Below are 13,269 nucleotides of genomic sequence, written 5' to 3'. Positions count from 1 at the left end.
ATGCGTGGATGGACCATCGGCGACTGGCTTGAGGCGTATCGCGGCGGGGCAACCCCGGAAGCTTTGCTCACTGCATTGCGTCAGACGTTGCTTGCCCCCGACCCGGCATGGATCTCCGTGGTATCGGAAACAGCACTCGCGGACCAACTCTCGCGTCTTGCCGATCGGTTGGCCGCTGCGGGTGGCGACCACGACAAGCTGCCGCTCTACGGCGTGCCGTTTGCCGCCAAGGACAACATCGACGCGCTCGGCTTCGACACGACGGCCGGCTGCCCGGCCTTTGCCTACACCCCGGATCGCGACGCGACCGTCATCGCGCGACTGGTCAACGCAGGCGCTATCGTCATCGGCAAGACCAACTTAGATCAGTTCGCCACCGGTCTGGTCGGCGTGCGCTCCCCCTACGGCATTCCCACCAACGCGTTCGATCCCGATTACATCAGTGGCGGCTCCAGTTCAGGCTCGGCCTCGGTGGTCGCGCGCGGTCTGGTTCCGTTCTCGCTGGGTACCGACACGGCAGGTTCCGGCCGTGTGCCGGCAGGGCTGAATAACATCGTCGGCCTCAAGCCCACGCGCGGTGCATTCAGCAATACCGGGGTGGTGCCCGCCTGCCGCACGCTCGACTGCGTGTCTGTTTTTGCGACGACGGTCAGCGATGCCACGCGGGTGTACGACGTCGCCGCCGCGCTCGATGTCGCCGACGGCCTGTCGCGTGAAGCGCCATCGGCCGCCTTGGCGTGGCGCATGCCTGACGCCCCACGGTTTGCCATTCCCCAGCAGCCCGAATTCTTCGGCGACAAATTGGCCGAGCAAGCCTTCCGCGACGCCGTGGCCGCCATGCAGGCGCAAGGCGCGACCTGCGTGCCGATCGACTTCTCGCTGTTCGACGAGGTCGCGGCATTGCTATATGACGGCGCATGGGTCGCCGAGCGATATGCCGCCGTGCGCGACTTCGCCCAGTCGAACGAGGCCGACATTCATCCAGTCGTGCGCGACATCATCTTCAAGGCGACGCAGTTCTCCGCCGCCGATGCGTTCGACGGTGTGTATCGCCTTGCCGACCTCAAGCGGCGTGCCGACGCCCTCCTCGCGCAGTTCGACGCCCTGCTCGTGCCCACAGCCCCTACGCACTACCGAATCGCCGAACTGCTCGACGACCCCGTGCGCCTGAACAGCAATCAGGGCAAGTACACCAACTTCGTCAATCTGCTGGACTGGAGCGCCATCTCTGTGCCCGCCAGTCTGCGAAGCGACGGCCTGCCGTTCGGTATCACGCTGATCGCCGACGCGTGGTGCGAACGCGCGCTCGCCGCCTACGCGGCCAAGTGGCATCAACGCACGGAACTGTCGCGCGGCGCGACTGGCCTGCCGCTGCCGAAGGACGCGTCGATTCCTGCGCGTGCCGATAGCTCGGCAACCATTCGCGTGGCCGTCGTCGGTGCCCATCTGCGCGGCATGCCGCTCAACCATGAGTTGACGTCACGCAACGCGCGCTTCGTCGAAGCCACGACGACCAGCGCGGACTACCGGCTTTACGCCCTCGCCAACACCACGCCCCCCAAGCCCGGGCTGGCCCGTGCCGACAGCGGCGCGGCGATACGCGTCGAGTTGTGGGATGTGCCCGCCGACGCGTTTGGCACGTTTGTCGCAGGCATTCCGGCGCCGCTGGGCATCGGCACGCTGGAACTCGCCGACGGCCGACACGTGAAGGGCTTCATCTGCGAGCCGTTTGCACTCCGTGAGGCGAAAGACATTACCGAATACGGCGGCTGGGCCGACTACCTGCAAGCGATGCGCAACATCGCCACCGCGACCGCGCACTGACCCCGGAGCCCGCCATGTTTCATACCGTTCTGATCGCCAACCGTGGCGAGATCGCGTGCCGCATCGCCCGCACGCTGGCGCGCATGGGCATTCGCAGCGTCGCGGTTTATTCGGATGCTGACCGCAACAGCCTGCACGTCGCTGCTGCCGACATCGCCATTCCACTCGGCGGCAACACGGCAGCCGAGAGTTATCTGCGCACCGATCTGATCCTGGCTGCGGCAAAGTCGAGCGGCGCGCAGGCCATCATTCCCGGTTACGGGTTTCTCTCGGAGAACGCTGACTTTGCCGCCGAATGCGAGGCACAAGGCATCGCCTTCGTGGGACCGACGCCCGCGCAGATGTCGCAGTTCGGTCTGAAGCACGCCGCCAGAGCGTTGGCGGAACAAGCCGGCGTGCCGCTGACGCCGGGCTCCGGTTTGCTGGAAGACATCGATGCCGCGCACGCAGCAGCCGATGCCATCGGCTATCCGGTGATGCTCAAAAGCACCGCCGGGGGCGGTGGCATCGGGCTCACGCGTTGCAACGACGCGGCAGAACTGACGGCGGCCTTCGCATCCGTGCAACGTCTGGGGAAATCGTTCTTCGCCAACGCAGGCGTGTTCGTCGAGCGCTTTGTCGACCGGGCCCGCCACGTGGAAGTGCAGATCTTTGGCGACGGCCAAGGGAACGTCATCACGCTGGGCGAGCGCGACTGCTCGTTGCAGCGGCGTAACCAGAAAGTCGTCGAAGAAACACCCGCGCCCAATCTGCCCGCCGAGATACGAGAGCAATTGCTGGCCGCTGCCCGCCGGCTCGGTCAATCGGTCGCTTACCGGTCCGCCGGCACGGTGGAGTTCATATACGACGCCGCGCAGGCGCAGTTCTACTTCCTCGAAGTCAACACGCGGCTTCAGGTGGAACACGCCATTACCGAGGCAGTCACCGGCATCGATCTGGTGGAATGGATGATCCGCACGGCAGCGGGTGAACCGCCCTCACTGACGCAGGACGTCACGGGGCGTGGCGCCGCCATCGAAGTGCGCGTCTACGCCGAGAATCCGCTGAAGCACTTCGCACCGAGCCCCGGTGTATTGACCGAGGCCAACTTCCCGGCGGACGTTCGCGTCGATACGTGGGTATCCACCGGCACGGAAGTCTCGGCGCATTACGACCCGATGATCGCCAAGATCATCGCGTATGGCGACGATCGCCCAGCGGCCATCGCCAACCTGCAACAGGCCTTGTCGCAGACGCGCCTTGGCGGCATCGCGACCAACCTTGATTACCTTCGCGCCGTGGTGGCCTCCGAGGCGTTCGGCACCGGCCATGTCTCGACGCGTGCGCTCGACACGTTTGCCTACGCGCCCAACGCCATCGAAGTCATCGAGCCGGGCACCTACACCACCGTGCAGGACTATCCGGGCCGCGTCGGCTATTGGGACATCGGCGTGCCGCCGTCCGGCCCAATGGACGACTGGGCGTTTCGCGTGGGCAACACCATCGTCGGCAACGTGGCTCAGGCCGCGGGCATCGAGGCGACCGTCGTCGGCCCAACGCTGCGCTTCTGGCACGACGCCGTCATCGCACTGACCGGCGCACCGACCGATGCCACGTTGGATGGCGAACCCGTCGCGTTCTGGGCGCCGATTACCGTCAAGTCCGGCCAGACGCTGCGCATGGGCAAGACGCTCAGCGGCTGCCGCACGTATCTCGCCGTGCGCAATGGGCTCGACGTACCGGTGTATCTCGGCAGTCGTGCCACGTTCGCCTTGGGGCAGTTCGGTGGACATGGCGGGCGCACCCTGCGTCCCTCCGACATCCTGCCGATTGCCGACCCGGCGGCCCCGGCAACCGCCGACCTCACGCCCCGGCATGCCCCGGTGGCACTACCGCAAGCGTGGGTGCCGGCCTACGGCAAGACGTGGGACATCGGCGTGCTCTACGGCCCCCATGGCGCACCGGACTTCTTTACCCCGGCGTCGATCGCCGCGTTCTTCGACGCCGAATGGGAAGTGCACTACAACTCGAACCGGCTTGGCATCCGGCTCAATGGCCCGGCGCCCGAGTGGGCGCGTGCCGACGGCGGCGAAGCGGGTCTCCATCCGTCGAACATCCACGATTGCGAATACGCCGTGGGCAGCATCAACTTCACGGGCGACATGCCGGTGATTCTCACTCGCGACGGCCCCAGCCTCGGCGGCTTCGTTTGCCCCGTCACCATCGCGAAAGCCGAGTTGTGGAAGGTAGGCCAAGTCAAACCGGGCGACAAGATCCGTTTTCGGCCGATGTCGTTCGATGACGCGTTGGTGCTCGAACGCGCGCAAGACGCGCTGCTCGAACACGGCTTCGACATGAATGGCGTTGCTACCGCTTTGACCCCACGCTTCACGTCGCCGGGTGCATCGCCGATCCTGCACGAGACGGCGGCCCACGGCGAACGCCCCAAGACGGTGATCCGCCAAGCCGGCGACAAGCACGTACTCGTGGAATTCGGCGAGAACGTGCTCGATCTCAACCTGCGCTTTCGTATCCACGCGCTCATGACGTCGCTGCGCGAGCAAGCGCAGAACGGCATTCTCGAACTGTCGCCCGGCGTACGCTCGCTGCAAATTCGTTACGACAGCCGGGTAATCGATCAACGGGCACTCGTTAGCGTTGTCGCCGCGACCGATGACGCGCTGAGCGACATTCGGACGATGCGCGTGCCGAGCCGCGTCGTCTATCTGCCGATGGCCTATGAAGACGCCGCCACGCTCGACGCCGTCGCCCGCTACCGGCAGTCGGTGCGCGACACCGCGCCGTGGCTGCCGAGCAATACCGAGTTCATCCGCCGCATCAATGGGCTCGCGACGCCAGACGACGTGCGTAACACCGTGTTCGAGGCCAGCTATATGGTGCTGGGGCTGGGCGACGTTTATCTCGGCGCCCCGTGTGCCGTGCCGGTCGACCCGCGCCATCGCCTGATGACGTCGAAATACAACCCTGCGCGCACCTACACCGCCGAGGGCACGGTGGGCATCGGCGGCGTGTACATGTGCATCTACGGGATGGATTCGCCGGGCGGTTATCAGCTCGTCGGGCGCACGCTGCCGATCTGGAACAAGTTTCTCAAGAACGAGGTGTTCATCGACGGCAAGCCGTGGTTGCTGCGCTTCTTCGATCAGGTGCGCTTCTATCCGGTCACGGAAGCCGAACTCGACAAGCTTCGTCAGGACTTCCGCGAGGGCCGTCAAAGCGTGCGTATCGAAGACGAGACCTTCGATCTGGGCGAGTACAACGCGTTTCTCGAACGCATCGCGCCCGAGCTGGCAACCTTCAAGGCGGCACAAAAGTCGGCGTTCGATGCCGAGGTCCAGCGGTGGAATCACGAAGCGGCACACGCGCCTAAGGCCGCCGAACGCGGCGACCCGGCGGCCGAGATTCGTATCGACGGCTCGGTGGTCGCGGCCGATATCAGCGGCAGCGTGTGGAAGCTGGTCGCGCAGCCGGGCGAACGGGTGAGCGCCGGCGATCCGCTGCTGATTCTGGAGGCGATGAAAATGGAATTCCATATTGCGGCCCCGCGCGACGGCATCGTCGACACGTTCCACTGCCGTCCCGGCATGATGATTCACGCGGGCGATCCGCTCGTCTCGCTTAGCTGACCCTTTGTTTGCTGCCCCCTTCACTACGTGCCATTGCCATGAACGAAAACAATGCCCTTCTGCCGGAGAAGCAAGGTCCGGCGAGCAGTGCCCACTCGATTGCGGCACAGGTCTATGCGTCGCTGAAAGCCGATATCTTCGACTTTCGTCTGCTGCCCGGCGACCGCTTCAGCGAAGGCGACGTCGCCACCCGCATGCAAATCAGCCGGACGCCCGTGCGGCAGGCGCTGTTCTGGTTGCAGCGCGAAGGGTACGTCGATGTTCATTTCAAGAGCGGGTGGCAAGTCCGCGCGTTCGATTTCAAGTACTTCGAAGACCTGTACGAGATTCGCATCGTGATGGAGTCGGCCGCCATCGCCCGCATCATCGAAGGCGCGATGGTGCCGTCGCTGGCCGCCTTGCGCGCCATCTGGTGCGTGGCACCGGAGCAGCGCGAAGGCGACCCGGCAACCGTAGCCTCGCTCGATGAAGCCTTTCACGCGGGACTCGTGGCGGCGACGGGCAACATCGAGATGTCGCGCATGCATCAGGACGTCACCGAGCGCATTCGCATCATCCGCCGGCTGGACTTTACGAAAGTGCCCCGCATTGCCGCAACCTACGAGGAACACGCGGCCATTCTCGACGCCATTCAGGACGGCAACGTCGCGCTCGCGCAATCGAGGATCAAGGCCCATATCGCCGAAAGTCAGGCGGAAGTGAAGCGCATCACGCTGTACATGCTGCAATCGGCCCGGCAACGCTACGCGGCAGATGAGTGAATGATTCAACTAGGCGATAAGTCATCCACAACAGGCCATGGGCATCGAAATCCCAGCCAACGCAGATAACGGACTGCTATACTCCGCACGATGAAATTCCTGCGGATTTGCTGCCTCTTTCTGCTTTGCGCCGTGCTGCCCATCAGTGGGCTGGCGGCCAGCGGCTTGACCGGCGCTTGTCCGATGCAGATGTCGACGTCGATGGATGACGGCGATATGGTCGCGATGGCAGCCATGGGCACTGATATGGCCGGCTGCGATTCCATGAAAGCCCCCGACGGCGTCAAGCTCAAAGCGCCGTTCTGCAAGGCCACCACCCAGTGCCAACTGGGCAGCCTGTATCACCCGGTCGACCTGCCGTCGGCCACCCGCCCCTTCGGCCCCATGACGGCCGTCACGTTCGCCTACGCCGACACCCTCAGCGTGCGCGAACCCGACGGCCCGTGGCGCCCACCCACATCGCTCTGACCCCAGCCAGTTTTTGATCAAGGTTCGTCGCGCAAGCGGCGAAGTTGCTCCATGCGGAGCGCGAATCCCTATGGGGTTCGTCGATTCGGGGTTCTACCATGCATCCGATTCCCGGTGCGTCCATTCGCTGGCGCACCCGAACGCACTCGTGCGTTCTCTTCATCACGCTCGCTCTCGTTGGCGCCAGTGCACCCAGTGCATTCGCGCAAGCGAGCAGCGCGTCACAATCCGTCCCCTTCACGCTTGAAGCCGCGCTTCAGTCGGCAGTGACACGCTCTGCCAGCATGCAGGCGGCGCAGGCGTCCGTCCGGTCCAGTGCCGAGGCCGCCGTGAAAGCCGGGCAACTGCCCGACCCGATGCTCAAGGCCGGCATCGACAACTTGCCCATCAACGGCGACCAGCGCTTTACCGTCGGGCAGGACTTCATGACGATGCGCCGTATCGGCATCGAACAGGAGTGGGTCTCGTCTGAGAAGCGGCAACTGCGCACCGCGCTGGGCAACCGCAGAGTCGACCGCGATCGCGCGGCGTATCTCATGCAGGTGGCCAATGTCCGGCAGCAGACCGCGACGGCATGGCTCAATGCCGTCTATGCCAAACGGGCCCTCACGTTGCAGCAGGCGCTGGTCATGCACATGACCCACGAACTGGGCGCGACGCGGGCGTCGTATCGCGGTGCCAAAGCCTCGGCGGCCGACGTGGCACAAGCGCAGGCGATGCTAGGTCAGGCGCAGGATCAACGCCTCAAAGCGCAGCAAACGCTCCAGTCCACGCTCATCGCCTTGTCTCGCTGGACCACGGCCACGGTCGGCGATGTGGTCGGCGCCCCGCCCGCCACCGACTCGGCGGTGCCGTCGTTACCGCCCGAACAGCTGGATCGGGTGCAGCCTGCCCTGATTTCGGCCGAAGCCGACATTGCTGCCGCTGACGCCGATACCTCGGTTGCACGCAGCGACCGCACGCCGAACTGGAGTTGGGAAGTCGCGTATCAGCAACGCGGCAGCCAGTACTCGAACATGGTGTCGGTCGGCGTGAGCATTCCCCTGCCGATCCACCGGGGCAGCCGTCAGGACCGCGATGTGGCGGAAAAGGCCGAGTTGGGCACTCGTGCACGGCTGGTGTACGAGGACACGCAACGGCAAGTGCAAGCCGACATCCACAACCTCGCCACCCTCATCGAGAACGGCCACCAGCGTCTGGCCAATCTGAACGGCACGCTGCTGCCTGCCGCCGACCAGCGAGTGCAGTTGGCCACCGCCGCCTATCAGGCGGGTAACGGCGCGCTGACCGACATCTTCGCGGCCAAGCGCGCGCAGCTGGAAGCGCAGTTGCAGGCGCTGGACGTGCAGCGCGACACCTCGCTGGCGTGGGCCCAACTCGAATATCAAGTGGTCCCGCCCAGCATGGCGGCGGACCAATGAGGGAGACGAATATGAACAAGAAACCTCTGGTCATCGGCATCGCCGGATTATTTGCCGCCGCTGCGCTGCTCGGCGCGGGCTATGTCGCAGGCAAGCGCGAAACGGCGCCGGTGTCGGCAACCGCAATGGCTGACGGCAAGGCCGACGCCGCGCCGACCGGTACTGCCACGCGCAAAGTGCTGTACTGGCACGACCCGATGCAACCGAATCAGCACTTCGACAAGCCCGGCAAGTCGCCCTTCATGGACATGCAACTGGTGCCCGTCTATGCCGACGAAGCGGCCTCGAACGGTATCAAGATCAATGCCGATCTACAGCAGAATCTGGGCATCCGCTATGCCACAGTGCGCAGGCAGGCGGTGAGCGAAAGCTTCGAGGCGGTGGGCAGTACCCAGTTCGACGAGTCGCAGGCGGATGTTGTCCAGTCGCGCGTGACCGGCTACATCGACCGACTGTATGCGAGTGCGCCGATGCAACGGGTGAAGCAAGGCGCTCCGATTGCGTCACTGTACGTGCCGGACTGGCTGCCGCCGCAAGAGGAATACCTCGCGCTCAAACGCAGTCACATGGACGACGGCATGCTCGCCGCTGCGCGTGCCCGCATGCGCGCTTTGTCCATTCCCGACGGATTGATTGCAGCGCTGGATCGGACCGGCACTGTGCAAACCCATGTCGTATTGCCCGCCCCGCGTGCCGGCGTGCTGACTGAGTTGAACGTGCGCAACGGCGCGATGGTCACGCCGGGACAGACGCTGGCGAAGGTCGCTGGCCTCGCGAAGCTCTGGGTCATCGTCGACATTCCCGAGGCGATGGCCACGCGCGTGCAACCGGGCATGACCGTCGACGCTACGTTGGCTACCGACGCGTCACAACACCTCACCGGCCGGATTCGCGAAATTCTGCCCGGCATCAATCCGAACAGCCGCACGCTGGCCGCCCGCCTCGAACTCGACAACGCCGACGGCAAGCTCACGCCCGGCATGTGGCTCCGGGTTCGCATCGCCGGGCAAGCAACGGCCCCACGCTTGCTCGTGCCTTCCGAGGCGGTCATCGCCACCGGCAAACGCACGGTTGTGATCGTGCAGAACGCTGACGGCCTCCTGCAACCGGTCAACGTCACGGTCGGCAGCGACTTCGGCAACGACACGGAAATCGTCAGCGGACTGAGCGACGGCCAGCGCGTCGTGGCGTCGGGCCAGTTCCTCATCGACTCGGAAGCCAGCCTGAAATCGGTGTTGCCCGTTGCAGACGCCGGGTCGCCGATGACACCCATAACGCCCATGGCACCGGACAAACCCGCCAGCGCATCGGCGGCAGCCGGGTCGGGGGCGTCGCAGACGTACGAAACCACGGGCAAGGTCGAATCGGTCACGGCCGAGGGCATCACGTTTTCGCATCAACCCGTACCGGCGCTCGGCTGGCCGGCGATGACCATGGCATTCGGCAAATCGTCGCCCACGGCCTTTGCCGACGTGAAGCCGGGTCAGACGCTGCACTTCGTGTTCCGGCAGACCGATGAGGGATACCAGTTGACGAAGGTCGAGCCTGTCGGCGGAGGCCAGCGATGATTGCCCGCATCATTCATTGGTCGATCCACAACCGCTTTCTGGTGTTGCTGGCGACCGTACTCGTTGCGGCGTGGGGCGTGTACTCGCTCGCCCGAACGCCGCTCGATGCCCTCCCCGACCTGTCGGACACGCAGGTGATCATCAAGGCGTCGTATCCGGGCAAAGCACCGCAGGTCATCGAAGATCAGGTGACGTATCCGCTCACGACGACGTTGCTCGGCGTGCCCGGTGCCAAGACGATTCGCGCGTATTCGTCGTTCGGCGATGCCTTCATCTATGTGCTCTTCGACGACAAGACCGACCAGTACTGGGCGCGCTCGCGCGTGCTCGAGTATCTCAATCAGGTGCAAAGCCGCTTGCCGCAAGGCGCGACCGTAGCACTGGGCCCGGATGCCACGGGCGTGGGCTGGGTCTACGAGTACGCGCTCGTCGACCGCACCGGCAAACATGACTTGGGCCAGTTGCGCGCGCTCAACGACTGGTTCATCAAGTTCGAGCTGAAGTCGGTGCCGGACGTTGCCGAGGTCGCATCGCTGGGCGGCATGGTCCGGCAGTATCAGGTCGTCCTCGATCCGGACAAGCTGCGCGCCTACGGCATCACGCACAGCACCGTGATCGATGCGTTGACGAAGGCCAATCAGGCCTCTGGCGGTTCGGTGGTGGAAATGGCGGAGTCGGAGTACATGGTCCGTTCCACCGGCTATCTGCAAACGCTGGACGATTTCCGCCACATCCCGTTGCGCAGCGACGACGCGGGCACGCCGGTACTGCTCAGCGACGTTGCACGCATCCAGATCGGTCCGGAAATGCGGCGAGGCATCGCCGAATTGAACGGCGAAGGCGAAGTGGCCGGCGGGGTCATCGTCATGCGCTCGGGCAAGAACGCGTTGACGACGATCGACGGCGTCAAGGCCCGGCTGGCCGACCTGAAAAAGTCGCTGCCACCGGGCGTCGAGGTGGTCACGACGTACGACCGGTCGCAACTGATCGAGCGCGCGGTCGACAACCTCAAAGACAAGCTGATCGAGGAGTTCATCATCGTCGGGCTGGTCTGCGCGGTCTTTCTGTTCCATTTGCGCAGCGCATTTGTCGCCATCCTGTCGTTGCCGCTGGGCGTGCTGGCCGCCTTCATCGTCATGCGCTATCAGGGCGTGAACGCCAATCTGATGTCGTTGGGCGGTATCGCCATCGCCATTGGCGCCATGATCGACGCGGCCATCGTCATGATCGAGAACGCGCACAAGCATCTGGAAGCGTTCGAGCACGCGCACCCCGGCACGCCCCTCACCGGCGCGAAACGATGGCAGTTGATCGCCGACTCGGCGGCCGAAGTCGGGCCAGCGCTGTTCTTCTCGCTGCTGATCATCACGCTGTCGTTCATCCCGGTGTTCTCGCTCGAAGGACAGGAAGGCAAGCTGTTCTCGCCGCTCGCGTTCACCAAGACGTACACGATCGCGGCGGCGGCCGGGCTGTCGGTAACGCTCGTGCCGGTGCTGATGGGCTACCTGATTCGCGGGCGCATTCCGCACGAGGCGTCCAATCCCATCAACCGGGTCTTGATCCGGCTCTACCGGCCATTGCTGGAGCGCACGTTGCAGCGTCCGTGGATCACCATCGGCATCGCCGTCGTGGCGCTGATGCTGACAGCGATCCCCATTTCGCGGCTGGGTGGTGAGTTTCTGCCGCCGCTCGACGAAGGCGACCTGCTCTACATGCCCACCGCGTTGCCGGGCATTTCGGCCGCCAAAGCCACGGAACTGCTCCAGCAGACGGACCGGTTGATCAAGACCGTGCCGGAAGTTGCCACCGTCTTCGGTAAATCGGGGCGCGCGGATACGGCCACGGACCCAGCGCCGCTGGAAATGTTCGAGACCACGATCCAGTTCAAGCCGCGCAGTCAATGGCGGCCGGGCATGACGCCGGAGAAGCTGGTCGACGAACTGGACCGCACGGTCAAGGTGCCGGGGTTATCGAACGTCTGGGTGCCGCCGATCCGAAACCGGCTCGACATGCTGTCTACCGGCATCAAGACCCCCGTGGGCGTGAAGATCTCCGGCCCGGACCTGACGCAGATCGACAAGATCGCCACGCAGGTAGAAGCGGCAGTGAAACCCGTGCCGGGTGTGACATCGGCGCTTGCCGAGCGTCTGAACGGGGGCCGCTACATCGATGTGGACGTCAACCGTCAGGCGGCGGCACGCTACAACTTGTCGGTGGCAGATGTGCAGTCGGTGGTGTCGTCGGCGATCGGTGGCGAAAACGTCGGTGAAGTGATCGCGGGCCGGGAGCGGTTTCCCATCAACGTGCGGTATCCCCGCGAGGTTCGCGATTCGCTGGAGTCGCTTCGGCAACTGCCGGTCGTCACCGACCGGGGCGCGCAGATCCGGCTGGCCGATGTGGCCGATATCAAGCTGACCGACGGGCCGCCGATGATCCGCAGCGAAAACGCCCGGCTGGCCGGCTACGTCTACGTGGACATTCGGGACACCGACCTCCAGTCGGCCGTCAAGGCCATGCAGCACGCGGTCGCACAGAAGGTCGTGCTGCCGCCGGGCTATTCCATCGCATGGTCCGGTCAGTTCGAATATCTGGAACGCGCCGCCACGACACTGCGCACGGTGATTCCGATCACGCTCGCGGTCATCTTCATCCTGCTGTTCTTGACGTTCAACTCGGCAGCGGACGCTGCCCTGCTGATGTCGACGGTGCCCTTCGCACTGGTCGGCGGCTTCTGGCTCATCTGGCTGCTGGGTCACGCCGTGTCGGTCGCCACGTCGGTGGGCTTCATCGCGCTGGCCGGTGTCGCGGCGGAATTCGGCGTCGTGATGCTCTTGTATCTGAAGGGTGCCCTTAACCGCCGGCTGGCCCTTGGCGAAACGTTGAGCGAAGCCATGCTCAGTGACGCCATTCGCGAAGGCGCCGTGCTACGAGTGCGTCCGAAAGCCATGACGGTGGCCGTCGTGCTCGCCGGTCTCGTCCCGATCATGGTCGGACATGGCACCGGCTCGGAAGTCATGCAGCGCATTGCCGCGCCGATGGTCGGCGGCATGGTCACGGCACCGTTGCTGTCGATGTTCGTGATTCCCGCCGCTTGGTTCTTATTCCAGCGTCGCCGCTTGAGACAGGCGCAGCGCGCTGGCCCCGACGCAACACCCCCGGTTGTTTCCTCTGGCACGGACGTGCCTTCCCTTACCTCTGGAGAAATGCAATGAAGATGAAGTCAATGACGATGCTGGCGATGGCGGTGCTTGCCGCGAGTTCCACCGCCGCCTTTGCCGCAGGCGATATGGGCAACATGAGCAACATGGGCAATATGAACGGCATGGCCATGTCGCCGTCGGCGCAAGGCACCAAACCCGCCGCCGCAGGGCAGCTCACGGATGCCGTGGTGCGCAAGACGGACACTGCGACGGGGATGGTCACCATCAAACACGGGCCGCTGGAAAACGTCGGCATGCCGGCGATGACGATGGCGTTCAAGACCCGCGACGCCGCCATGGCCGCGCAGGTGCATGAGGGCGACAAGGTCAAAGTGCGCGTCGAAAACGTCAACGGCACCATGACTATCGTTCGGATGGAAAAGCAGAACTAAGGCGAGGAA

8 protein-coding genes are annotated in these 13,269 nt (G+C 64.6%); all 8 read left to right on the top strand.

Translation table 11 applies throughout. The annotated features are described in order from the left end of the window. The 8 genes from atzF (at window position 1) to PIN31009_RS11555 (ending at window position 13,260) form a co-directional block, all read left to right on the top strand. Entirely contained in the window at window positions 1-1,824 is a 1,824-nt protein-coding gene (gene atzF / locus PIN31009_RS11590; protein WP_150790344.1) for an allophanate hydrolase, read from the top strand. A gap of 14 nt (window positions 1,825-1,838) precedes the next feature. Continuing rightward, entirely contained in the window at window positions 1,839-5,450 is a 3,612-nt protein-coding gene (gene uca, locus PIN31009_RS11585) for an urea carboxylase (protein WP_150790343.1), read from the top strand. Window positions 5,451-5,488: 38 nt separating this feature from the next. Next, window positions 5,489-6,211, top strand: a complete 723-nt coding sequence (locus PIN31009_RS11580) for a GntR family transcriptional regulator (RefSeq protein ID WP_150790342.1) — start codon at window positions 5,489-5,491, stop codon at window positions 6,209-6,211. Window positions 6,212-6,301: 90 nt separating this feature from the next. Then, a complete protein-coding gene (locus PIN31009_RS11575; protein ID WP_150790341.1) occupies window positions 6,302-6,679 on the top strand; it encodes a hypothetical protein in 378 nt (125 codons plus the stop codon). 98 nt (window positions 6,680-6,777) lie between these two features. Then, window positions 6,778-8,100 carry a TolC family protein gene (locus tag PIN31009_RS11570; protein WP_150790340.1) on the top strand — a complete coding sequence of 441 codons (1,323 nt, stop codon included), beginning with the start codon at window positions 6,778-6,780 and terminating at the stop codon, window positions 8,098-8,100. 11 nt (window positions 8,101-8,111) lie between these two features. Beyond that, complete coding sequence (locus PIN31009_RS11565) at window positions 8,112-9,668, top strand: efflux RND transporter periplasmic adaptor subunit (protein WP_150790339.1); 1,557 nt, start codon at window positions 8,112-8,114, stop codon at window positions 9,666-9,668. Beyond that, on the top strand, window positions 9,665-12,880 hold the full coding sequence (locus PIN31009_RS11560; RefSeq protein ID WP_150790338.1) for an efflux RND transporter permease subunit: 3,216 nt from the start codon (window positions 9,665-9,667) through the stop codon (window positions 12,878-12,880). Before PIN31009_RS11565 ends, PIN31009_RS11560 begins: the two co-directional genes overlap by 4 nt. Further along, window positions 12,877-13,260: a copper-binding protein gene (locus tag PIN31009_RS11555; protein ID WP_174997117.1), complete on the top strand. Its 384-nt coding sequence runs from the start codon at window positions 12,877-12,879 to the stop codon at window positions 13,258-13,260. The genes PIN31009_RS11560 and PIN31009_RS11555 overlap by 4 nt, the downstream gene beginning before the upstream one ends. The last annotated feature ends 9 nt before the right edge of the window (window positions 13,261-13,269 follow it).

The organism is Pandoraea iniqua (genome assembly GCF_902459685.1).
In the GTDB taxonomy this organism is placed as follows: Bacteria; Pseudomonadota; Gammaproteobacteria; order Burkholderiales; family Burkholderiaceae; genus Pandoraea; species Pandoraea iniqua.
Note: the sequence above shows the minus strand (reverse complement) of the source record. Positions and strands in the feature narration are given on the sequence as shown.